The following is a 23,165-nucleotide window of genomic DNA, read 5'->3' as shown; positions in this document are numbered from 1 at the left end:
GAAGCTATCTCAGAAGTTGATCATGTGCCCGGCCAGGCCGTGCACCGCTTCCTTGACCGCCTCGGACAGCGTCGGGTGCGCGTGGACGTTGCGCGCGACCTCGTGGACGGTGAGGTCCCACTGCTGCGCCAGCGTGAGCTCGGGCAGCAACTCGGTCGCCTCGGGGCCGATGATGTGGCCGCCGAGCAGCTCGCCGTGCTTGCCGTCGCTGATCAGCTTCACGAAGCCGCCGGGCTCGGCCAGGCCGTGCGCCTTGCCGTTCGCGGTGAACGGGAACTTCGCGACCTGGACGTCGAAGCCCTTCTCGCGCGCCTGCTTCTCGGTGTAGCCGAAGGAGGCGATCTGCGGCTGGCAGAACGTCGCCCGCGGGATCATCACGTAGTCGAGCTCCATGGTCTCGGCGCCCGCGATGGTCTCCGACGCGATGATGCCCATGGACTCGGCGGTGTGCGCGAGCATCAGCTTCGCGGTGACGTCACCGATCGCGAAGATGTGCGGCACGGACGTGCGGCCGCGGCCGTCGATGTCGATCGCGCCGCGGTCGGTCAGCTTCACGCCGGTGTTCTCGAGGCCGTAGCCCTCGACGCGCGGCACGAAACCGATGGCTTGCATGACCTTGTCGGCCTCGAGGACCTCTTCGGCACCGTTCTTCGAGACGGTGACGCGGACCTTCGGGCCCGACTCGTCGATCGACTCGACGCGGGTGCCGACGCGCACGTCGACGCCCAGCTTCTTGTAGCGCTTGAGCAGCTCGGCGGAGACCTCTTCGTCCTCGAGCGGCACCATGCGGTCGAGGAACTCGACGATGGTGACCTTCACGCCGTAGTTGTGCATGACGTACGCGAACTCGACGCCGATGGCTCCCGCGCCGGCGATGATGATCGACTCGGGCAGGTCCTCGGTCATGATCTGCTCTTCGTACGTCACGACGCGGTCGGACTTCTGCGTGTTCGGCAGCATCCGGGTCGTGGCGCCCACGGCGATGATCGCGTGGCCGAAGGTGATCGTCTCGTCCCCGACGGTCAGGGTGTGGTCGTCGGTGAAGTTGGCCCAGCCGTTGTACTCGGTGATGCCGTTCTTCTTCATGAGGAAGTGCACGCCCTTGACGCGCCCGTCCGCGACCTTGCGGCTGCGCTGCCAGGCAGCGCTGTAGTCGAAGCTCACGTTGCCGTCGACCTTGATGCCGAACGTCTTCTGCTCGTGCGTGAAGATGTGCGCCAGCTCGGCGTTGCGCAGCAGCGCCTTCGACGGGATGCAGCCGACGTTCAGGCAAACGCCGCCCCAGTACTTCTCCTCGACGATGGCGGTCTTCAGCCCGAGCTGAGCCGCACGGATCGCGGCGACGTACCCGCCGGGACCCGCACCCACGACCACGACATCAAAGTGTGCGCTCATAGGCACAACCTAGCTCTTGAGCTGCACCTGCAAGAACTCAACCGTCCGTTTCCAGGCGTCCGCGCGGGCGTGCGCCGTGGCCTGCGGAGAACCGCCACCCGAGAAGGTGACACCGGGTCCCGGATACGTCACGTCCGTGGCAGGGCGGTGCGGCGGGCCCGCGATCAGGTGTCCTGCCTCGGGATACACGACGTGCTCGTACGGGAACGCGTGCTCGTGGTCCTTCAACCGCCGCATCGCGACGTCGCTCAGTTCGGTGCTCGGCCAGCTGTCGTCCTGTCCGGACGAGATGAGCAACACACCCCCGGAGATCCGCTCGACCGCGATCTGGGTGTCCTCGGGGATGCCGTCCTCGGTGCTGAAGGCGAGCCGCAGCGGCACCGGTTCGTCGTTGACGATCTTCGCGCGCAGTTCGTCGCCGATGTCGTACGGCAGGTACGGCAGCGGCTCGCCCTTGTGCGTCCACGACGCGGCCTCGTAGGAGAGCTTCTGCAGCAGGTTGCGGCCGGGCCCGACGGCCTGGGTGACCACACCGCTGCCGACGACGCTCACGACCGCGCTGACCTCGGGGAACGTGGCGCCGACCAGCAGTGCCAGCTCGCCACCGCGTGATCCCCCGACGACACCGATCTCGCCGGCGTGACCGGAGAGGAACTCGATGGCGTCGCCGAAGTACTCGAGCGGGATGTCGACGAGGTTCTCGGGGAGGCCCTTCAGGCCGAAGTAGCCGAGCGCGAGCGTGACGAACCCGTGCGCGGCCAGGAGCGCCGCGTCAGTCTCGTGGAGGCCGCCTTCGGACCCGCTGAGCACGATCACGCCCGGCAGCACCGCTCCGTCGTCCTCAGGGGCGAACAGGGTGCCCACGAGGCCGTTCTCGCGGACCTCGAGGCGCTCGACGCCTTCGGGGACCTGCTGCCGTTCGAGGACCCGGTCGCCGACGCCCTCGACGGACAGCACCGTCTCGGTGGCCTTGCCGCCTGTGCGTTCCAACGACCAGAAGAGGCCCATCGGGTCAACGCCGCGATAGCTGCCTTCGAGTGGAGCGTGCCGTGTGAGATCAACGACACCATGGTCGTCGGCCTCGAACACGGCATGAGAAGCGCGATCACCCGTGGAGAGCTGCACGGTGATCGTCTGGCCGGGTTTGAGCCCCACGACCCGCGTCTCGACCGGCTGGTCGAGGGGCGCTGTCTGAGGATCTACCAGGATCTCGGCCACAACGCGCCCCTCTCACGTCGGTCTACCCGCCTGCGAGCCGTTCTGCCCGGTCAGCGGCGGCCAGAGCCTCGACCACCGCGTCCAGGTCACCGTCGAGCACCTGGTCCAGGTTATGCGCTTTGTACCCAACCCGGTGATCGGAGATGCGTGATTCGGGGAAGTTGTAGGTCCTCACCCGTTCGCTGCGGTCGACCGTGCGGATCTGGGTGCGCCGGGCGTCCGACTGCTCCTGCGCCTTCTGCTCCTCGGCGAGGGCGACCAGGCGGCTCTGCAGCACCTGCATGGCGCGGGCCTTGTTCTGGAGCTGGCTGCGCTCGTTCTGGCAGGACGTGACGATGCCGGTGGGCAGGTGGGTGATGCGGACCGCCGAGTCGGTGGTGTTGACCGACTGACCGCCCTTGCCGCTCGACCGGTAGACGTCGATGCGGAGGTCCTTCTCGTCGATCTCGATCGCGGCGGTCTCCTCGGTCTCGGGGAAGACCAGGACGCCGGCCGCGGAGGTGTGGATGCGGCCCTGGCTCTCGGTGACGGGCACGCGCTGCACGCGGTGCACGCCGCCCTCCCACTTCAGCCGGCTCCAGACGCCGTCCGGGGTCGTCGCCTTGGCCTTGATGGCCACCGTGACGTCCTTGAACCCGCCGAGGTCGGAGTCGGTGCCGTCTAGCATCTCGACCTTCCAGCCCTGACGCTCCGCGTACCGCGTGTACATGCGCAGCAGGTCTCCGGCGAACAGCGCGGACTCCTCGCCGCCCTCACCGGACTTGATCTCCAGCAGCACGTCGTCGCCGTCGTGCGGGTCGCGCGGCAGCAGCAGCTCGGTGAGGCGCTCCTCCAGCTTGGGGAGCTGCGCCTCGATGTCGTCGACCTCGCTCTGGAACGACCTGTCCTCGGCCGCAAGCTCCTTGGCCGCCTCGAGGTCGCTCTTCGCCTGCTCGATCTCCCTCGCGGTCTTCACGATGGGCCCGAGCGCGGCGTACCGCTTGCCGAGCTTGCGCGCCCCCGCCTGGTCAGCGTGCACGGAGGGGTCCGCGAGCTTCTTCTCCAGCTCGTCGTACTCGGCGAGCAAGCTGTCCAGCGACTGCGACACGTCTCCTGCTTTCGGTTCGGGTTGCCTGGAAACGGCGACGGCGCCCGCCCCGGCCGTGAAGGCCGAGGTCAGGCGCCGTGAAAGCAGCTACTTGTTGCGCTTGCCGTAACGCGCCTCGAAGCGCGCCACGCGACCGCCGGTGTCCAGGATGCGCTGCTTGCCCGTGTAGAACGGGTGGCAGTTCGAGCACATCTCGACGCGAACCTCGGACGCCGAGGTGGTGCTGCGCGTGGTGAACGCGTTGCCGCAGCTGCAGGTCACTTCGGTGACCGTGTACTCGGGGTGGATTCCACTCTTCAAGATCTTGTCCCTTTCAAGGATGGCCGCCGGGTCCCTGTTGGTGAACGGGTGAACCGGAGCCGGACTCGACCGTTTAGTTTGCCAGACCGTTCAACACGTGCAAAAACGTGGTTGTTCCCGCCGGTCGGTCGTGGCTCATGTCACAACCGCTTAACCTCCGTGATACGCCGTTCGGCGCAAGGTGTCGCCGTTGGGCCAGATGCGGCTGCGTGTTGTTGGTGAGTGTCCATCAGACTATCCCGCGTGTTCTGCACCCTTGAGCGGCCGATGGACCAGCGCGTGTGGCTGGTCCTGCCGTTCGTGTTCTCCTCGGCCGTGTTCGGGCTGATGGGGGCTGCTGGGCTGCTCACGGCCTCCTGGAGTTCCGTGCCGTTGTCGCCCGTGGTCTCCGGGGCCGGTGTCGCCGTCGCGGCCGCCGTGTCCGGCGGGGTGCGGTGGCGGCGCTCCTGGCAGCGGACCTGGTTGCGGTGGCCCTGGCTGGCAGTCGTGTTCGGGGCCGGGGTCGTGGCCGGCGCGGTGGAGGTTCCCGCGATGGCGGCGACCGTGGTGGGGCTGCCGGTGCTGCTGGGACTGGTCTTCCAGTGCCTCGTCACCAGTGACGACAAGCGGCAGGCCGCCGACTGCCGCTGAGCGCGGGTCGCGTTCCAGACCGGATCTGCCTCGGCATTCGAGTGACAGGCATGAAAAAGCCCCCGCTGACCTGCAGCGGGGGCGATTTCACGTGAAACTCACGTCGAGCGTCAGTCCTGCTCGGCGCCCGGCGTCGTCTTCGCGACCTGCATCAGGAACTCGATGTTGGTGCGGGACTTGCGCAGGCGGTCGAGCAGCAGGTCGATGGCCTGCTGACCGTCGAGCGCGTGCAGCACGCGGCGGAGCTTGTGCGTGACCGCCATCTCGTCCGGCGAGAGCAGGAGCTCTTCCTTGCGGGTGCCGGAGCTGTCGACGTCGACCGCCGGGAACGTGCGCTTGTCGGCGATCTTGCGGTCGAGCTTGAGCTCGGCGTTGCCGGTGCCCTTGAACTCTTCGAAGATCACCGAGTCACCGGCGGAACCGGTCTCGACCAGCGCCGTCGCGATGACGGTCAGCGAACCGCCGCCCTCGATGTTGCGGGCGGCGCCGAGGAAGCGCTTCGGCGGGTAGAGGGCCGTCGAGTCGACACCACCGGACAGGATCCGGCCGGAAGCCGGGGCAGCCAGGTTGTAGGCGCGGCCCAGGCGGGTGATCGAGTCGAGCAGGACGACGACGTCGTGGCCCATCTCGACCAGGCGCTTGGCGCGCTCGATCGCGAGCTCCGAGATCGTCGTGTGGTCCGACGGCGGCCGGTCGAAGGTCGAGGCGATGACCTCGCCCTTCACCGAGCGCTGCATGTCGGTGACCTCTTCCGGACGCTCGTCCACGAGCACGACCATGAGGTGGCACTCGGGGTTGTTCTTCGTGATCGCGTTCGCGATCGACTGCAGAACCGAGGTCTTGCCGGCCTTCGGCGGCGACACGATCAGGGCGCGTTGGCCCTTGCCGATCGGCATCACCAGGTCGATGACGCGGGTGGTGAGGATGTGCGGCTCGGTCTCGAGGCGCAGGCGCTCGTTCGGGTAGAGCGGCGTCAGCTTCGTGAAGTCCGGGCGGTTGCGCGCCTCTTCCGGGTCCAGGCCGTTGATCTTGTCGACGCGGACCAGCGGGTTGAACTTCTGGCGCTGCTGCTCGCCGTCGCGCGGCTGGCGGACGGCGCCGGTGAGGGCGTCACCGCGGCGCAGGCCGTACTTGCGGACCAGCGAGAGCGAGACGTAGACGTCGTTCGAGCCCGCGAGGTAGCCCGACGTGCGGACGAACGCGTAGTTCTCCAGCACGTCCAGGATGCCCGCGACGGGGAGCAGGACGTCGTCCTCGCGCACCTCGGTCTCGCGGTCGCCACGGCCTCCGCCGTCCTGGCCCTCACCACGGCCACCACGCCTGCGGCGGTCGCGGAAGCGGCCGCGACGGCCGCCCTCGTCGTCGCCGTCGGGCTGGCCGCCACCCTGGCGGTCGCCACGGTCGCCGCGGTCGGAGCGCTCGCCCCGGTCGCGGTTGCGGTCACGGCCGCCGCGCTCGTTGCGGTCGCCGCGGTCCGAACGCTCGCCGCGCTCGGAGCGGTCGCCGCGGTCGGAACGCTCACCGCGGTCCGAACGCTCACCGCGGTCGGAGCGGTCGCCGCGGTCCTGGCGCTCGGCGCGCTCAGGGCGCTCGGCGCGCTGCTCGGACTGCTGCGGCTGGCCCTCGCCCTCGGCGTTGCCGCCACCACGGCCGGAACGGCGGCGGCGGTTTCCACGGCGCCCCCCGTCCTCGGACGAGCGGTCGTCGGCGGCCGGAGCCTCGACGGACGCGGGCTTCTCCGCTACCTCGAGCTGCTGCTGAACAGGCTTTTCCACGGGCTTCTCGACGACCTTGGCCGCAGGCTTCTCGGCCGGGGCCTCCGCCTTCGGGGCCTTCGCGGGCTTCTCGGCCTTGGCGGCCGGGGCGCCGGAGCCCTGCTTCTCCTTGATGGCCGCGATCAGGTCGCCCTTGCGCAGGCCTGCGGTTCCGGTGATGCCCATTTGGCCGGCGAGCTCGCGCAACTCAGCGAGCACCATGCCGGACAGACCCGCGCGGCGGCGCGGCGTCGTGCCGTTCGATGGGGTGGACAGAGCGTTCTCCTCGGCTCCAGAACCAGCGGCAGCTGCGACTTCGCTGCTCAGCAAATCGGTGTTGGTCACACAAGTCCTTCCTGACCAGGCCCCGCCTCCTACGCGGCCCAGCGGACCCGCCTTCCCACTTCAGCGGGGAACGGCGGTCAAGTCCGATGAAGACGGAGGCACGAAGGCCTCCCTCGAGCACGGGACTTTTCTCAGATCACGGCGATCGGGTGCCTTTTCGCGTCCGCCCCGCCCGCACGGCACAGAGCCGGAACACAAAAGGATTGCGACCCGGAACGAGTGTCCGAGCGCGACACCGGCGCCCGTGCGCGCAGTGACTGATCGCCCCCGAGGGTAGACGCCACTCTTCCACCATGCAACAACCGGGGTCGGGCGTGTCAGTCCAATGGACGAACGCGCACGCCAGCGGCGTCGACGTCGAGTCTGCGCACGTCGAAGCCGTGCGTGTCGACCTCGGCCGGAAGATCACCGAAGGCGATCACGGTGGGTCCCGCTCCGCTCACGCAGGCGGGAACTCCGAGCTTGCGAAGATCGTTGATCACCCGAACGGTGTCGGGCCATGCGGGCTCGCGGTAGTTCTGGTGGAGTCGATCCTCAGTCGCGGCAAGGAGAACCGACGGATCCCGCGTCAGCGCGTGCACCGCGAGGGCAGCGCGCCCCGCGGCGTGCGCGGCGTCGGTGTGCGGCACCTCGGCCGGGAGCAGTCCGCGCGTCGTCTTGGTGGACGACTCCTGCGACGGGATCAGGACGAACGGGCGCACCCGTGCGTCGGCGTCCGCCCGGACGGCCCGGTAGCGCTCACCTTCCGACCACGCAACGACAACACCGCCGTAGAGCGAGGCAGCCGCGTTGTCCGCGTGGCCCTCGAACTCGGCGGCGATTTGCAACGCGTCCGTGTCCAACTCGCGACCCGAGAGGGTGAACCCGGCTACGACACCCGCCACGATCGCGGCGGCCGACGAGCCCAGGCCGCGTGCGTGCGGAATGGCGTTGCGGCACTTCAGCACCAGCCCGCCGGTGTAGCCCGTGGCGCGGACGGCCCGCACGACGAGATGGGTCTCGTCGAGCGGGACGTCGGCCGATCCGGCACCCTCGACGGCGACCGAGAGGACTCCGGCCTCCGCGGAGGCCACCTCCACGTCGTCGTACAGGCCGAGCGCCATGCCCAGCGCGTCGAACCCCGAACCGAGGTTCGCGGTCGACGCGGGGACGGAGACGAGGAACTTCACGCGAGCTCCAGCGCGTGCGCGACGGCGCCGGGGTCGACCGGGACCGGCTCGACCTCGGTGGTGCCGAGCAACGCGGTGTCGGGGTCCTTCAGACCGTGACCGGTGACGGTGCACACGACCGTCGAGCCCTTGGGCAGCCTGCCGTCCTCGGCGGTCATCAGCAGACCGGCGATGGACGCGGCCGACGCGGGTTCGACGAAGATGCCCTCGGACGACGCCAGCAGGCGGTACGCGGCGAGGATCTGCTCGTCGGTGACGGCGTCGATCAGGCCACCGGACTCGTCGCGGGCCTTGACCGCGCCCGCCCACGACGCCGGCGAGCCGATCCGGATCGCGGTCGCGATGGTCTCCGGCTTCGCCACCGGCTGGCCGCTGACCAGCGGCGCGGCCCCCGCGGCCTGGAAGCCGAACATCTTCGGCAGGCCCATGTCGTACGACGTGTAGCCCTTCCAGTACGCGGTGATGTTGCCCGCGTTGCCGACCGGCAGGCAGTGCACGTCCGGCGCGTGCCCGAGCACGTCCGCGACCTCCCACGCGGCGGTCTGCTGACCGACCAGGCGCACGGGGTTGACCGAGTTCACCAGCGTGACCGGGTACTCGGCGGCGGTCTTGGAGGCGAGTTCGAGGCAGTCGTCGAAGTTGCCGTCGATCTGCAGGATCTTCGCGCCGTGCATGACGGCCTGGGCGAGCTTGCCCATCGCGATCTTGCCGCTGGGCACGAGGACGGCCGCCGTGAGACCCGCCTTGGCCGCGTAGGCCGCCGCGGACGCCGACGTGTTGCCGGTCGAGGCGCAGATCACTGCCTTGAGGCCCGAGGCGAGGGCGTACGTCATGGCCACGGTCATGCCGCGGTCCTTGAACGAGCCGGTCGGGTTCGCGCCCTCGACCTTGACCCAGACGTCCGACCCGGTGGCCGCGGAGAGGCGCTTCGCGTGCACCAGCGGCGTGCCGCCCTCGTGCAGCGTCACGACCTCGGCGCCCTCGGGGATCTCGATGCGGTCCCGGTAGGCGTTGATGAGACCGGGCCAGCCTGCTCTGACAGCGCTCACTCTTCGCCCTCCACCCTCATGACGCTGACGACGTCCCGCACCACGGGGAGGCCACCGATTTTGTCCACAGTGGACCGCAGCGCGGCGTCGGTCGCCGCGTGCGTGACGATCACCAGGCTGGCGTCCTCGGTGCGACCTTCCTGGCGCACCGCGGCGATGCTCACGTCGTGCTCGGCGAACACGGCGGCGACCTGCGAGAGCACACCCGCCTTGTCCGCGACGTCGAGGCTGATGTGGTAGCGGGTGGGCGTGTTCCCCATGGGCTGCACGGGAAGCGCGGCGTACGCGGACTCGCGCGGGCCGTGCCCGCTCGCGACCATGTTGCGCGCCACGGCGACCAGGTCGCCCACGACGGCGCTCGCCGTCGGCGCGCCACCGGCACCCTGCCCGTAGAACATCATCTCCCCCGCCGCGTCGGCCTCGACGAACACGGCGTTGAACGCGCCGTTGACGCTCGCCAGCGGATGCGTCCTGGGGATCATGGCCGGGTGCACTCGAACGGCGACTGACTCCTGGCCGGACGGGCTGACCACGCGCTCGCAGATCGCGAGCAGCTTGACCGTGCGCCCGAGGCCCTTGGCGGCCGCGATGTCCGCCGCGGACACCGCGCGGATGCCCTCGCGGTACACGTCCGAGGCCGTCACGCGGGTGTGGAACGCGAGGGACGCGAGGATCGCGGCCTTAGACGCGGCGTCGAACCCGTCGACGTCCGCGGTCGGGTCGGCCTCGGCGTAACCGAGGCGCGAGGCCTCCTCGAGCGTCTCGGCGTACCCCGCGCCCGTGGCGTCCATCGCGGACAGGATGAAGTTCGTCGTGCCGTTCACGATGCCCATGACGCGCGTGATCCGGTCTCCCGCAAGGGATTCCCGCAACGGGCGCAGCAACGGGATCGCGCCGGCGACGGCGGCCTCGAAGTAGAGGTCGGCACCGGACGCGTCGGCGGCCTCGAAGAGGTCGGGACCGTGCTCGGCCAGCAGCGCCTTGTTCGCCGTCACGACGGACTTGCCGCCCCGCAACGCCTCCAGCAGCAGGCCGCGCGTGGGGTCGATGCCGCCGATGACCTCGACGACGACGTCCACGTCGTCCGACTTCACGAGCGCCGCGGCGTCCGTGGTGAGCAGGTGCTCCGGCACTTCACGGTGTTTGTTCGGCCTGCGCACGGCGATGCCCGCGAGCTCCACCGGCGCGCCGATGCGCTGGGTGAGGTCCTCGGCCTGGTCCGTCAGCAGCCGGACTACCTCCGTGCCCACCGTGCCACAGCCGAGCAAGGCGACCCGAATCGGTTTCACGGCTTTCATACCTCCAGACGGAACAGGTCGTCCTCGGTCTCGCGACGCAGCAGCAGCCGCGCCTCCCCGTCGGTCACCGCGGCGAGCGCGGGCCTCGGGAGTCGGTTGTACCCGCTCGCCATCGAGTAGCAGTAGGCCCCTGTGGCGGCGATCGCAACCAGGTCACCCGGCGCGAGGTCGTCGGGCAGCCAGCAGTCCCGCACCACGATGTCACCGGACTCGCAGTGCTTGCCCACCACACGACACAGCACGGCCCTCGATTCGGGCTCGGACGCGCGTGAGACCAGCTTGCAGTCGTAGACCGCGTCGTACAGCGCGGTGCGGATGTTGTCGCTCATGCCGCCGTCGACGCTGACGTACCGGCGGCGCGCGCCACCGTCGAGCTCGATGTCCTTGATCGTGCCGACCTCGTACACGGTCACCGTGCCGGGGCCGACGATCGCGCGGCCGGGCTCCACCGCGATGCGAGGCATCTCCAGGCCGTTGTGCTCGCACTCCTTCTGCACGATGTTGTGCAGCTGCCGCGCGAGCTCCGCGGGCGGGGGCGGGTCGTCGTCCGGGGTGTAGGCGATGCCGAGACCGCCGCCGAGGTCGACGACGTTCAGCGACCCGACGTCGCCGTGCTCCTCGCGGATCTCGGCGAGCAGGCCGATCACGCGGCGCGCGGCGACCTCGAAGCCGGAGGCGTCGAAGATCTGCGAGCCGATGTGGCTGTGCAGGCCGACGAGTTCGAGGCCACCGGCCTTGAGCACGCGGCGCACGGCCTCGGCCGCGTCGCCGGAGGACAGCGAGAAGCCGAACTTCTGGTCCTCGTGCGCGGTCGCGATGAACTCGTGCGTGTGGGCCTCGACGCCGACCGTGACGCGGATCAGCACCTTCTGCACCACACCGCGTTCGCGCGCGATCTGGTCCAGGCGCGCGATCTCGTGGTAGGAGTCGACGACGATCCCGCCGACGCCCGCCTCGACGGCCGCGATCAGTTCGGGAACGCTCTTGTTGTTGCCGTGCAACGCGATCCGCTCGGCCGGGAAGTCGGCCCGCAGCGCGATGGCCAGCTCGCCGCCGCTGCAGACGTCGATCGAGAGGCCCTCTTCGGCCACCCACTTCGCGACCTGCACGCTCAGGAACGCCTTGGAGGCGTAGTGCACGAGCGTCGGGTCGCCGAACGCCTCGGCGTGCTCGCGGCAGCGGGCGCGGAAGTCCTGCTCGTCCATGACGAACAACGGGGTGCCGTACTGCTCGGCCAGCGACCGCACGTCGACTCCGGCGAGCTCGACCACACCGGTCTCGGTGCGCTTGGCGTTGCGGGGCCACACGTGCGGCGTCAGGTAGTCGAGCTGGTCTGCGGTGGAGGGGCGGTCGCCGGCGGTGTTGCCGGGAACCATGACGTCGGCGTGCCGGGGTCCGGCCGGGTGCGCGCGCATCACATGCGCTCCGGGGCGGTCACGCCGAGCAGGCCGAGGCCCGCGGCGAACACGCGCCTGGTCGCGTTGACGAGCTGAAGCCTGACCTGGTGCAACGGAGTCGTCTCCTCATCGCCGCGGGGAAGGACGCGGCAGTCCTGCTGGAAGCGGTGGTACGTGCCCGCGAGCTCCTCGAGGAAGCGGGCGACGCGGTGCGGTTCACGCAGCTCGGCGGCGGTGGCCACCACTCGCGGGAACTCGCCGATGGTGCGGATGAGGTCGCCCTCGCGCTCGTGGGTGAGCAGCGCGAAGTCCTCACCTGGGGTGATGCCGAGATCGGCGGCGTTGCGCAGGATCGACGACGTGCGCGCGTGGGCGTACTGCACGTAGTAGACCGGGTTCTCGTTGCTGTGCTTGCGCAGCAGGTCGAGGTCGATGTCGAGGCCGGAGTCGACGCTGGAGCGGATCATCGCGTAGCGGGCGGCGTCCACCCCGACCGCGTCGACCAGGTCCTCCATCGTGATGACGGTGCCCGCGCGCTTGCTCATCCGGACGGGCTGGCCGTCGCTGACGAGGTTCACGAGCTGGCCGATCAGCACCTCGACGCTGTCCGGGTCGTCGCCCAGCGCGGCGGCCGCGGCCTTGAGGCGCGCGATGTAGCCGTGGTGGTCGGCGCCGAGCATGTAGATGCAGAGGTCGAAGCCGCGGGCGCGCTTGTCGACGAGGTAGGCGATGTCGCCCGCGATGTACGCGGGGTTGCCGTCGCTCTTGATGACGACCCGGTCCTTGTCGTCACCGAAGTCCGTGGACCGCAGCCACCAGGCGCCGTCCTTCTCGTACAGCGAGCCGTTCGCCTTGAGCTTCTCGACGGCCTCGGCGACGCGGCCGCTGCGGTGCAGCGAGTCCTCGTGGAAGTAGACGTCGAAGTCGGTGCCGAACTCGTGCAGGCTGCGCTTGATCTCCTCGAACATGAGCCCGACGCCGACCCGGCGGACGGTCTCCGGGTCGCTCAAAGCACCTGGTTCGCGGCGCAGCACCTCGGCGGCGATGTCGCTCACGTACGTGCCCGCGTAGCCGTCCTCGGGGGCCGGTTCGCCCTTCGCGGCGGCGATCAGCGACCGGACGAACCGGTCGATCTGCGCGCCGGCGTCGTTGAAGTAGTACTCGCGGGTGACCTCGGCGCCACGGGCCTGGAGCACCCTGCCGAGCGCGTCCCCGACGGCCGCCCAGCGCGCGCCGCCCAGGTGGATGGGGCCGGTCGGGTTCGCGGAGACGAACTCGAGGTTGATCCGCTTGCCGCCGAGCTCGCCGCCGGTGCCGTAGCCGTCCTCGAGCGCCGCACGAACGATCGCTCCCTGGGCCTCGGTGGCGATGGTGAGGTTCAGGAAGCCCGGCCCGGCGACGTCGGCCTTCGCGATGGCGGCCTGGGCCAGCAGGGCCTCGGCGAGCCACGTGGCGAGCTCGCGCGGCGGCACCCCGGCCTTCTTGGCGATCTGCAGGGCGACGTTCGTGGCGTAGTCCCCGTGTTCGGGGTTCCTGGGTCGCTCGACCGTCACCTGCTCGGGGAGCGAGGTGGCGTCCAGGCCTCTGTCGGTCAGCACCTGCGCAACCGTGGACCGGACGAGATCGGCGAGCACTTCAGGGGTCACGACAGAAGAGTTTAGAGAAGCGTTGTCGCAGGTCTCGACCGGGTTACCGGGTCTCGGAGGGTGAGACGGCAAGTGTTAACGCGCACGTGGTATCGCCCTGCGCTGACAGTGACCAGACACGATGTCCCTACACTGGCGCCGGTTGACCAGGACGACATCTGAGGCGGACATGACCAGCGGCAAGAAGACGAAGGCCACGCGCAACAGCGTGGCCGCGGCCCGTTCCTCGGTGGTGGCGAGCAAGCCGAAGCCGTGGGGCACGATCATCGCGGTGATCGCCGTGCTGGGCCTCGCGGGCGGTGTTTTCGGATATGCGTACTCGCAGATCCACGCGAACAACGTCAAAGAGGCCGCCCTGGCCAAGTGGAAGCCCTCCGACACGAACAAGGACCCGTCGACCGCGCTCGCGGGCATCGTGATCAAGGAGTACAAGGGCTCCCGCCACGTCGAGCCGACGCAGCGAGTCGCCTACGACCAGACCCCGGCCTTCGGCGGCCCGCACGACGCCACGTGGGCCGACTGCACCGGCGTCGTCTACGACAAGGCGATCCGCACGGAGAACATCGTCCACGGCCTGGAGCACGGCGCGGTCTGGATCGCGTACAACCCGGACCAGATCAAGGACGAGGCCCTCAACAAGCTGAAGGTCAAGGTCGAGGGCATCCCGTACATGGCGCTGTCGCCGTTCCCGGGCCTCGACAAGCCGGTCTCGCTGCAGTCGTGGGGCCACCAGCTGAAGCTGGACAGCGTCGACGACGAGCGCGTCGACCAGTTCATCTCGTCGCTGCTGCGCAACCCGAACACCTACCCCGAGGTCGGCGCGTCCTGCGAGAACCCGCAGTTCCTGTCGAACCCGGCCCCGTTCGTGGCCGAGAAGCCGGGCGCCGACGCCGTGCCGATGGACGGTGGCAAGGACGACTCCGTCACCGAGCAGCAGCCGAACATGAGCACGCCCCCGGCCTCGAGCTCCGTCTCGACGCCCCCGTCGAGCTGATGTCCGCTCCGACCGACACCGACGAGGCGTCCGGCAACGGCCCCACGGGCCTGACCCGGACCCTCGTCATCGGCGCAGCGGTCCTGGCCGTGCTCCTGCTGGGCGCGGCCGTGGGCCTGCTGGTGAAGCTCCCCGGCTCCTCGTCGTCGTCCGCGGCCCCGGCCTCGGGCTCCGTGGACGTCGGCTTCTGCCAGGACATGTCCATGCACCACCTGCAGGGCATCCAGATGGCGAACATCGCCCGCGACCGCTCGACCGACCCGGAGATCCGCCAGCTCGCGTTCGACATCTCCTCCACCCAGCTCGAACAGGTGGGGCGGATGAAGGGCTGGCTGATGATGTGGAACGAGCACGAGCAGAACATCTCGGGCGTCTACATGAAGTGGATGGACGCGGCCGGAGTGCACGGCCACGGCGCCACCACCCCGGAGGCGGGCAAGCCGATCATGCCCGGCATGGCCACCACCGAGGAGCTGACCAAGCTCCGCACGGTGGCGGCCGGACGTGACTTCGACGTCTACTGGCTCCAGCTCATGCTCCGCCACCACCAGGGCGGCGCACCGATGGCCGAGTACGCTTCGACGGCCGCCGGCCAGCCGTTCGTGCGCACGCTGTCGGACAACATGCTGAAGTCGCAGTCCGCCGAGACCGAGCTGATGAAGGACTACCTGGCGAAGCGCGGAGCCGCCCCGCTGCCGTAGCCGGTACCGCTCGTCATCGTGTGAGGGCCGTCCCCGAGGTGTGGGGGCGGCCCTTTCGCTTGTCGCAGGGCGCAAACCGCACTCGCCCTCCCAACACGCCCCGCACGCAGGCCCGGCGCGCGGTGCCAACCGGACAGCCGAGAGCGTCAGCCAACCACCTACGAGTCCTGGCGTGGCGATGCGCAGCGAGCCGTCCGCACCTTCACACGTCGGGAACCGGTGCACGCCCCAATCGCACCCCCGAACTCGTCAAGACCCGCGCAACCAGGCCACGCAACGCGACCCGACCAACCAAACGCGACCAACCCCGCTGGAACCGGCACGTGCCCACACAACCCGACCCGCACAAGCCCCGCACCCAACGTGCCCATTCACCGCCACACCCATGGACAACCGCCTACCCCTGAGTAACGTGGGTCACACCCCTACTCGGAGGTAACCATGACCGTCGACGAGCGCGCGGCCAGGCAGGTCGCCGAACAAGCACGGGAAACCCGCTGGCAGCGACCGAGCTTCGGCAAGGAGCTCTTCCTCGGTCACTTCCGCATCGACCTCATCCACCCCCATCCGAGTGGCACCGCAGAAGACCGCACCCGAGGCGAGGCGTTCCTCGCCAAGCTCCGCGAGTTCACCGAGAAGCACATCGACAACACCGTCATCGAACGCGACGCCCAGATCCCCGACGACGTCCTGAAGGGCCTCAAGGACCTCGGTGCGTTCGGCATGAAGATCAAGCCCGAGTACGGCGGCATCGGCCTGACCCAGGTCTACTACAACAGGGCCCTCATGCTGGTCGGCTCCGCCAGCCCCGCGATCGGCGCGATGCTCAGCGCCCACCAGTCCATCGGCGTCCCGCAGCCGATCGCCATGTTCGGCAACGAGGAGCAGAAGCAGGAGTTCCTGCCGAGGTGCGCCAAGGGCGAGATCACGGCGTTCCTGCTCACCGAACCGGACGTCGGCAGCGACCCGGCCAGGCTCGGCACCACCGCGACGGTGGACGGCGACGACTACGTCCTCAACGGCGTGAAGCTCTGGACCACCAACGGAGTCGTGGCCGACCTGCTCGTCGTCATGGCGCAGGTGCCGGACAAGGGCATCACGGCGTTCGTCGTGGAAGCGGACGCCGAGGGCATCACCGTCGAGAACCGCAACGCGTTCATGGGCCTCAGAGGCCTCGAGAACGGCGTGACCAGGTTCCACGACGTCCGGGTCCCGAAGAAGAACGTGATCGGCAAGGAGGGGGCGGGCCTCAAGATCGCGCTCGCCACCCTCAACACCGGACGGCTGAGCCTGCCCGCCCTCTGCGCCGGCAGTGCCAAGTGGTGTCTCAAGATCGCCCGCGAGTGGTCCGGCGAACGCATCCAGTGGGGTCTTCCGGTCGGCAAGCACGAGGCCGTCGCGGGCAAGATCGCCTACATCGCCGCCACGGCGTACGCGCTGGAGGCGGTGCTGGACCTCAGTTCCGAGCTCGCGGACGCCGGCAGCCACGACATCCGCATCGAGGCCGCGCTGGCGAAGCTCTACGCGTCGGAGAAGGCCTGGCTGGTGGCGGACGAGCTGGTCCAGATCCGCGGCGGGCGCGGGTACGAGACGGCGGAGAGCCAGGCGGCGCGCGGGGAACGCGGGATCGCGGCCGAGCAGGTCCTGCGCGACCTGCGCATCAACCGGATCTTCGAGGGCTCCACCGAGATCATGCACCTGCTGATCGCGCGGGAGGCCGTCGACGCGCACCTCAGCGTCGCCGGGGACATCATCGACCCGGACGCCGACCGCCAGGCCAAGGTGAAGGCCGCGGCCAAGGCGGGCGGGTTCTACGCGAAGTGGTTCCCGACGCTGATCGTCGGCAAGGGCCAGACCCCGGCGGGCTACACGGAGTTCGGGCCGCTCGCCAAGCACCTGCGGTTCGTCGAACGCTCCGCGCGCAAGCTCGCACGGCAGACGTTCTACGCGATGTCGCGGTGGCAGGGGAAGATGGAGCGCAAGCAGCGGTTCCTGAGCCGGGTGGTGGACATCGGGGCCGAGCTGTTCGCGATCAGCGCCGCCTGCGTGCGCGCCGTGCAGGACGAGAACCGCAATTCCCAGGTGCTGGCCGACGCGTTCGCCAGGCAGGCGCGGATCCGGGTCGACGAGCTGTTCGAGAAGCTCTGGAAGAACACCGACGACAGCGACCAGGCGGTGGCGAGGCAGGTCCTCGCCGGCGAGTACGCCTGGCTGGAGGAGGGCATCGTCGACGCGTCCATCCCCGGGAGGTGGATCGCGGACTCGACGCACCACGAGTCGACGGCGCGCAACGTCCACCGGCCCACGCCCCGCTAGAGGCGTTGACTGCACTGGGCAGGCTGATGGTGGTGCGGGCGCGGCACCTGCCCAGTGCACGGTCGGTAGGGGGCTACGTCCCCCGCATCCCCCTACCGACTCCCCTTGCAACGGAAGGACACAACCCTCCAGGAGGAGGTGCCGGTAACGCTAAGCCACAAAACGCCGTTAACAGTTACGACAATTGAGTGAACTACCAGGTGATGGGTACTCAACTACTCTCAGAGAGTAACTTCGAAGACCAATTCACGGGCGGCTTCGAGGCCCATCGCGATGGCTCCGGAGAGCACCGCGCCGTCCCCCAGGGAGCCCGCCACGATCCGGGGCGCCAGCGGTGTCATCGACCGCAGCGCCGCCTCCAGCGGCTCGAGCATCAGGTCGACGTTCGACCCGACACCACCGCCCAGGACCACCAGTTCCGGATCGATCACCGCGGCCACGGCGGCGACGAGGAACGCGAGCCGTTCCGCCTCCACCCGCACGACCTCCAGCGCGGTGGCGTTCCCCGAACGCGCCTGCGAGAACACTTCACGGGCCGAGCGCGCCGTCAGCCCGAGCTCCCGTGCCCGTGCCACAACGGATCCCGCCGACGCCGCGTCCTCGAACTGTCCACGGCGGACGTCCGAAGAGGACTCACCGTACGGCAGGAACCCGACCTCGCCCGCCGCACCGCGCGCGCCGCGGAACAGCTCGCCGTCGACGACGATGCCCATGCCGACACCGGTGCCGACCGTGGCGCACACGAACACGCGGGCGTCCCGCGCGGCCCCGTAGACGTGCTCGCCCAGCGCCGCCAGGTTCGCGTCGTTCTCCACGACCACCGGGCCGAGCGACGACTCCAGGCCGTCCACCACGCCGAGCGACTCCCAGCCCGGCAGCTGCGGCGCGTGCCGCACCACCCGCGAGCGCTGGTCGATCACCCCGGGGCTGCCGATCACCTTGACCACGACGTCCGTGAGAGCGATCCCAGCGTCCGCCGCGGTGCGTGCGGCCAGGTCGGTCACCGTGCGCACGAGCGCCGCCGCCGACCGGCTGCGGTTGCGCTCGTCCACGCGGGCCACCACCGACCCGCCCAGGTCGGCCAGCGCCGCCCGGATCCGCTCCCGGCCGATGTCGACGCCCAGCACGTAGCCGGCGACGGGGTTCGGCTCGTAGACCACGGCTGAGCGGCCAGGACCCGCTGTGGTGCGGCCGATGGGGCGCACCAGGCCGTGGCGTTCGAGATCGGCCAGGGCCTGTCCGACCGTCGGCTTGGACAACCCGGTGTCCTTGGCGATCTGGGGGCGCGTGGCGGCCCCCAGACGGCGCAGCAGGCCGAGCACAGCGCGTTGGTTGAGCACGCGCATGCCCGCTGGTGTGCCCACCTCTGGCGGCTTGCGGTCGCTCACCACGCGATTCTAGATCTTGATCGCCGGTGCTCACGGGCAACTGTTGAGGAGACAGGTTGCACGACAATTCCCGTCTTGTCCCTTGACAACGATGTCACGTGCCGGAAACGCTCCCACCCACATGGGGCAGGCGGCGGAAGGGTTGCAATGAGGCACCTGCGCAAGAGACGAACCACGACCCTGTTGAGCGTTGCGATTGCTGCGACACTGGTGGGCGGCGTCACCAACGGCTACGCGGCCGCCGCACCAGAGGAGCCAGGAGTGGGTTTTTCATCGTCCTTTGAGGACGGTCAACCTCAGCCTTCGTGGTCGAACGCGGTCGAGACCGACTCCTCGGGCAACCCGAAGTCGTCGGGCGTGATCGGCTCGGACGGCTCGGGCATCCCCGGCAACGTGTCCGACAAGGTGCTGGAGGTCAAGGCCAACGGCGAGTTCGCGGACGCCGGCGAGGTGAAGGAGAACCTCGTCGACGGCAGCATCAACTCCAAGTGGCTGGTCTTCACCTCCACGGGCTGGGCGTCGTTCCGCTTCGGTGAGCAGCAGACGATCAGGAAGTACGCGCTCTCGTCGGCCAACGACGCCCCCGAGCGCGACCCGAAGAACTGGACGCTCCAGGGCTCGAACAACGGCACGGACTGGACCGTCGTCGACACGCGCACCGGTGAGACGTTCGCCGAGCGCTTCCAGACCAAGAGCTACGACATCGCGACGCCCCAGGCGTTCAGCCACTACAAGCTCGACGTGACGCTGAACAACGGTGGCAACAACGTCATGCAGCTCGCCGAGGTGCAGCTCTCCGACGGTTCCACCACGCCTCCCGCGCCGAACATGCGCAGCGTCGTCGGGAGCGGCCCGACGGGCGGTTACACGTCCAAGTCGCGCGCCGGCTGGACGGGCGTCAAGTCGTTCCGCACCCAGGGCAGGCACACGACCGAGGGCCGGGCGTACAGCTACAACAAGGTCTTCGACGTCGACGTGCCCGTCACGGCCAAGACCGAGCTGTCGTACATGATCTTCCCGGAGTTCATCACCGACAACCTGGACTACCCGAGCACGTACTCGGCGGTGGACCTCGCGTTCTCCGACGGCACGTACCTGAGCGACCTCAAGGCCGTCGACCAGCACGGTGCGACGCTGTCGCCGCAGGGCCAGGGCGCGGGCAAGTTCCTGTACGCCAACCAGTGGAACAAGGTGGCGTCCACGATCGGCGCCGTCGCGGCCGGCAAGACGATCAAGCGGATCCTCGTCGCCTACGACGGCCCGAAGGGCCCGACGGAGCTCGCCGCCTGGTACGACGACATCCGCATCGGCGACGTCGTCACCAAGCAGTACGCGAAGCCGTCGGACTACGTGCTGACCACGCGCGGGACGAACTCGAACGGCTCGTTCTCGCGGGGCAACAACTTCCCGGCGACCGCGGTGCCGCACGGCTTCAACTTCTGGTCCCCGATGACCAACGCGGGTTCGCAGAGCTGGCTGTACGAGTACGCGCAGCGCAACAACGCGCAGAACCTGCCGACGCTGCAGGCGTTCACGACCTCCCACGAGCCCAGCCCGTGGATGGGTGACCGCCAGACGTTCCAGGTCATGCCCTCGAACATCGCGCCGACCCAGGACCGCGCGCTGCGCGCCCTGCCGTTCCGGCACGAGAACGAGGTCGCCAAGGCGCACTACTACGGCGTCACGTTCGAGAACGGCATGAAGACCGAGATCACGCCGACGGACCACGCGGCGGTCTTCCGGTTCACGTTCGACGACGGGGCCCAGAAGAACCTCGTGTTCGACAACGTGAACAACTCCGGTGGTCTCACCCTCGACGCCGCCAACGGTGTCGTGACGGGCTACTCGGACGTCAAGAGCGGCCTGTCGACCGGCGCGACCCGCCTGTTCGTCTACGGCGAGGTCGACAAGGCCGTGACGGCGAGCGGCAAGCTCACCGGCGCGGGCCGTGACAGCGTGGGCGGCTACTTCTCGTTCGGCGACAAGACCGTCGAGCTGCGGATCGCCACCTCGCTGATCTCCGTCGACCAGGCGAAGTCGAACCTGGAGCAGGAGGTCAGCGGCTCGGACACCTTCGAGTCGGTGCGCGACAAGGCGCAGGCCGCGTGGGACAAGATCCTCGGCATCATCACGGTCGAGGGCGCGTCCGAGGACCAGCTGATCACGCTGTACTCGAACCTGTACCGCCTCTACCTCTACCCGAACTCGGGCTTCGAGAACGTCGGCGGTGTCACCAAGTACGCGTCCCCGGTGTCGCCCGCGACCGGCCAGAACACGCCGACGCAGACCGGCGCCAAGATCGTCGACGGCAAGGTATACGTCAACAACGGGTTCTGGGACACCTACCGCACGACCTGGCCCGCGTACTCGCTGTTCACGCCGTCCCAGGCGGGCGAGATGGCCGAGGGCTTCGTCCAGCAGTACAAGGACGGCGGCTGGATCTCGCGCTGGTCCTCCCCCGGTTACGCGGACCTGATGACCGGCACGAGCTCCGACGTGGCGTTCGCCGACGCGTACCTCAAGGGTGTCAGCAACTTCGACATCAAGGCCGCCTACGACGCCGCGGTGAAGAACGCGTCCGTCGTGCCTCCGAGCAACAACGTCGGCCGCAAGGGCATGGACCGGTCGATCTTCCTCGGCTGGACCGGCAACGACCAGCTGCACGAGGCGTGGTCGTGGGCGATCGAGGGCTACCTCAACGACTTCGGCATCGCGTCGATGGCGAAGGCCCTGCACGAGAAGACGGGCGAGAAGCGGTACCTGGACGAACACGAGTACTTCCTCAACCGCGCCCAGAACTACGTGCTGACGTTCGACAAGCGGATCGACTTCTTCCAGGGCCGCAACGTCGACGGGTCGTGGCGCGTCGAGGACCCGACGAAGTACAACCCGCAGGACTGGCGCTACGACTACACCGAGACGAACGGCTGGAACATGGCGTTCACGGTGCCGCACGACGGACAGGGTCTCGCGAACCTGTACGGCGGGCGGGACAAGCTGGCGCAGAAGCTCGACTCGTTCTTCACCCTGCCCGAGACCGCGAAGTTCCCCGGCGGCTACGGCGGCGTGATCCACGAGATGATCGAGGCGCGGGACGTGCGGATGGGCCAGTACGGCCACTCGAACCAGCCGTCGCACCACATCGCCTACATGTACAACTACGCCGGCAAGCCCGCGAAGACGGCGGAGAAGACGCGGGAGATCCTGTCGCGCCTGTACGTCGGCTCGCAGGAGGGCCAGGGCTACGCGGGTGACGAGGACAACGGCGAGATGTCGGCCTGGTACCTCTTCTCGTCGCTGGGCTTCTACCCGCTGCAGATGGGCAAGCCGGCCTACGCCATCGGATCGCCGCTGTTCACCAAGGCGACCGTGAAGCTCGAGAACGGCAAGAAGCTCGTCATCAACGCACCGAAGAACAGCGCGAAGAACATCTACGTGCAGGGCGTGAAGGTCAACGGCAAGGCGTGGAACAAGACGTCGCTGCCGCACGACGTGCTCGCGGCCGGCGCCACGATCGACTTCGACATGGGCCCGAAGCCGTCCGCCTGGGGCACGGGCGTCAACGACGTGCCGGACTCGATCACCAAGGGTGACGCGGTCCCGACGCCGTTGCGCGACGTCTCCTCGGGTGTCGGCACGGCCGCGTTGGTGGACAACAACTCCGCGACCAGCGCCGTGGTCCGCTCGTTCGACTTCAAGGCGGCCGACGCCAAGGAGAAGGCGGAGTTCTACACGCTGACCAACGGCAAGACGGGCACGTCGCCGTCGGCGTGGGAGCTGAAGGGCTCCTACGACGGCAAGACGTGGGCCACGGTCGACAAGCGGACCGGTGAGAACTTCCAGTGGCAGCAGTACACCCGGTCGTTCAAGATCGCCTCGCCGGGCCGGTACAACTTCTACCGGCTGGAGTTCACCGGCGACGTGACGCTGTCGGAGTTCGAGCTGCTGTCGAAGCCGCTGCCGGCCGCCACCAGCACGGTGACCGGCACGGTCAACGGCCCGCTGCAGGTCAAGGGCGTGACCTATGTGGACGGTGCCACGATCAGCGGTCCGGTGACGGTTGCTCGCGGTGCGACGCTCTACGTGTTCGGCGGCGAGATCAAGGGCCCGCTGTCGGCGGCGGACGCGTCGTCCGTCGTGCTGGTGGGCACTCGCGTCAACGGCCCGGTGACGGTGCACGGCTCCGCCACCGAGGTCGCCGTGGAGAACACCTCGGTCAGCGGCCCCGTGTCGCTGACGTCGAACAAGACCGCTTCGGTCGTGGCGTTCTCGACGGTCGGCGGACCGTTGTCCTGCACGGGCAACGACCCGGCGCCGTCGAACAACGGCTTCGCGAACGACGTGAAGGGTCCGAAGGCAGGACAGTGCGCTGGGCTGTAGCGAGTAGCCCGCAGCGCTGATGGCGAAGGCCGCGTTCCGTCACGGAACGCGGCCTTTCCCGTTCACCTGAAAGGATCTATCCCTTTCCGACATACTCC

At 69.0% G+C, this 23,165-nt stretch carries 16 protein-coding genes; 5 read left to right on the top strand and 11 right to left on the bottom strand.

What is annotated here, in order from left to right; all coding sequences use genetic code 11:
- Positions 1-9: 9 nt before the first annotated feature.
- The 4 genes from lpdA to rpmE all read right to left on the bottom strand — a co-directional run bounded on the left by lpdA (position 10) and on the right by rpmE (position 4,000).
- Positions 10-1,395, bottom strand: a complete 1,386-nt coding sequence (lpdA, locus tag ND450_RS38790; RefSeq protein WP_089921599.1) for a dihydrolipoyl dehydrogenase — start codon at positions 1,393-1,395, stop codon at positions 10-12.
- Between the two features lie 9 nt (positions 1,396-1,404).
- Positions 1,405-2,613, bottom strand: coding sequence for an acyl-CoA thioester hydrolase/BAAT C-terminal domain-containing protein (locus ND450_RS38785; protein WP_253323077.1), 1,209 nt, complete (start codon positions 2,611-2,613; stop codon positions 1,405-1,407).
- 22 nt (positions 2,614-2,635) lie between these two features.
- The gene (prfA, locus tag ND450_RS38780; protein ID WP_089921601.1) at positions 2,636-3,700 is read right to left on the bottom strand and encodes a peptide chain release factor 1; all 1,065 of its coding nucleotides are present in this window, start codon (positions 3,698-3,700) and stop codon (positions 2,636-2,638) included.
- Between the two features lie 87 nt (positions 3,701-3,787).
- Positions 3,788-4,000, bottom strand: a complete 213-nt coding sequence (gene rpmE, locus ND450_RS38775) for a 50S ribosomal protein L31 (protein WP_089921602.1) — start codon at positions 3,998-4,000, stop codon at positions 3,788-3,790.
- A 243-nt stretch (positions 4,001-4,243) separates the two neighbouring features.
- On the opposite strand from rpmE, the gene ND450_RS38770 reads away from it, so the two are divergent.
- Positions 4,244-4,630, top strand: coding sequence for a hypothetical protein (locus tag ND450_RS38770; protein ID WP_253323076.1), 387 nt, complete (start codon positions 4,244-4,246; stop codon positions 4,628-4,630).
- 110 nt (positions 4,631-4,740) lie between these two features.
- Here ND450_RS38770 and rho read toward each other — a convergent pair whose 3' ends face one another.
- The 6 genes from rho to argS form a co-directional block, all read right to left on the bottom strand.
- Positions 4,741-6,729 (bottom strand): transcription termination factor Rho, encoded by a 1,989-nt coding sequence (gene rho / locus ND450_RS38765; protein WP_253323075.1) that lies wholly within the window; start codon positions 6,727-6,729, stop codon positions 4,741-4,743.
- 317 nt (positions 6,730-7,046) lie between these two features.
- Positions 7,047-7,898, bottom strand: coding sequence for a homoserine kinase (gene thrB, locus ND450_RS38760; RefSeq protein WP_253323074.1), 852 nt, complete (start codon positions 7,896-7,898; stop codon positions 7,047-7,049).
- On the bottom strand, positions 7,895-8,947 hold the full coding sequence (gene thrC / locus ND450_RS38755; RefSeq protein ID WP_089921606.1) for a threonine synthase: 1,053 nt from the start codon (positions 8,945-8,947) through the stop codon (positions 7,895-7,897). The genes thrB and thrC overlap by 4 nt, the downstream gene beginning before the upstream one ends.
- A complete protein-coding gene (locus ND450_RS38750) occupies positions 8,944-10,245 on the bottom strand; it encodes a homoserine dehydrogenase (RefSeq protein ID WP_253323073.1) in 1,302 nt (433 codons plus the stop codon). Before ND450_RS38750 ends, thrC begins: the two co-directional genes overlap by 4 nt.
- Positions 10,242-11,660: a diaminopimelate decarboxylase gene (gene lysA, locus ND450_RS38745; RefSeq protein ID WP_253323072.1), complete on the bottom strand. Its 1,419-nt coding sequence runs from the start codon at positions 11,658-11,660 to the stop codon at positions 10,242-10,244. Before lysA ends, ND450_RS38750 begins: the two co-directional genes overlap by 4 nt.
- Positions 11,660-13,288 (bottom strand): arginine--tRNA ligase, encoded by a 1,629-nt coding sequence (gene argS, locus ND450_RS38740; protein ID WP_253323071.1) that lies wholly within the window; start codon positions 13,286-13,288, stop codon positions 11,660-11,662. Before argS ends, lysA begins: the two co-directional genes overlap by 1 nt.
- A 169-nt stretch (positions 13,289-13,457) precedes the next feature.
- Between argS and ND450_RS38735 the strand changes: the two genes are divergently transcribed.
- The 3 genes from ND450_RS38735 to ND450_RS38725 all read left to right on the top strand — a co-directional run bounded on the left by ND450_RS38735 (position 13,458) and on the right by ND450_RS38725 (position 17,299).
- Complete coding sequence (locus ND450_RS38735; protein ID WP_253328107.1) at positions 13,458-14,282, top strand: DUF3105 domain-containing protein; 825 nt, start codon at positions 13,458-13,460, stop codon at positions 14,280-14,282.
- Complete coding sequence (locus ND450_RS38730) at positions 14,282-14,983, top strand: DUF305 domain-containing protein (protein WP_089921610.1); 702 nt, start codon at positions 14,282-14,284, stop codon at positions 14,981-14,983. The genes ND450_RS38735 and ND450_RS38730 overlap by 1 nt, the downstream gene beginning before the upstream one ends.
- A gap of 441 nt (positions 14,984-15,424) precedes the next feature.
- Entirely contained in the window at positions 15,425-17,299 is a 1,875-nt protein-coding gene (locus ND450_RS38725; protein WP_253323070.1) for an acyl-CoA dehydrogenase family protein, read from the top strand.
- A 221-nt stretch (positions 17,300-17,520) separates the two neighbouring features.
- Here the strand turns inward: ND450_RS38725 and ND450_RS38720 are convergent, their stop codons facing one another.
- Complete coding sequence (locus ND450_RS38720) at positions 17,521-18,645, bottom strand: ROK family protein (RefSeq protein ID WP_371927805.1); 1,125 nt, start codon at positions 18,643-18,645, stop codon at positions 17,521-17,523.
- Positions 18,646-18,834: 189 nt separating this feature from the next.
- Between ND450_RS38720 and ND450_RS38715 the strand changes: the two genes are divergently transcribed.
- Positions 18,835-23,067: a GH92 family glycosyl hydrolase gene (locus ND450_RS38715; protein WP_253323068.1), complete on the top strand. Its 4,233-nt coding sequence runs from the start codon at positions 18,835-18,837 to the stop codon at positions 23,065-23,067.
- Positions 23,068-23,165 lie beyond the last annotated feature (98 nt).

The organism is Lentzea sp. HUAS12, from assembly GCF_024125735.1.
Lineage (GTDB): Bacteria > Actinomycetota > Actinomycetes > Mycobacteriales > Pseudonocardiaceae > Lentzea > Lentzea albida.
This window is presented reverse-complemented; position numbering and strand designations above follow the sequence as displayed.

What these genes read in the sequence shown, in the direction of transcription:
- lysA (WP_253323072.1), bottom strand. Translation starts at nt 11,660, where the DNA reads ATGCGCGCGCACCCGGCCGGACCCCGGCACGCCGACGTCATGGTTCCC.
- ND450_RS38720 (WP_371927805.1), bottom strand. Translation starts at nt 18,645, where the DNA reads ATGCGCGTGCTCAACCAACGCGCTGTGCTCGGCCTGCTGCGCCGTCTG.
- ND450_RS38750 (WP_253323073.1), bottom strand. Translation starts at nt 10,245, where the DNA reads ATGAAAGCCGTGAAACCGATTCGGGTCGCCTTGCTCGGCTGTGGCACG.
- ND450_RS38725 (WP_253323070.1), top strand. Translation starts at nt 15,425, where the DNA reads ATGACCGTCGACGAGCGCGCGGCCAGGCAGGTCGCCGAACAAGCACGG.
- ND450_RS38730 (WP_089921610.1), top strand. Translation starts at nt 14,282, where the DNA reads ATGTCCGCTCCGACCGACACCGACGAGGCGTCCGGCAACGGCCCCACG.
- lpdA (WP_089921599.1), bottom strand. Translation starts at nt 1,395, where the DNA reads ATGAGCGCACACTTTGATGTCGTGGTCGTGGGTGCGGGTCCCGGCGGG.
- ND450_RS38735 (WP_253328107.1), top strand. Translation starts at nt 13,458, where the DNA reads ATGACCAGCGGCAAGAAGACGAAGGCCACGCGCAACAGCGTGGCCGCG.
- ND450_RS38715 (WP_253323068.1), top strand. Translation starts at nt 18,835, where the DNA reads ATGAGGCACCTGCGCAAGAGACGAACCACGACCCTGTTGAGCGTTGCG.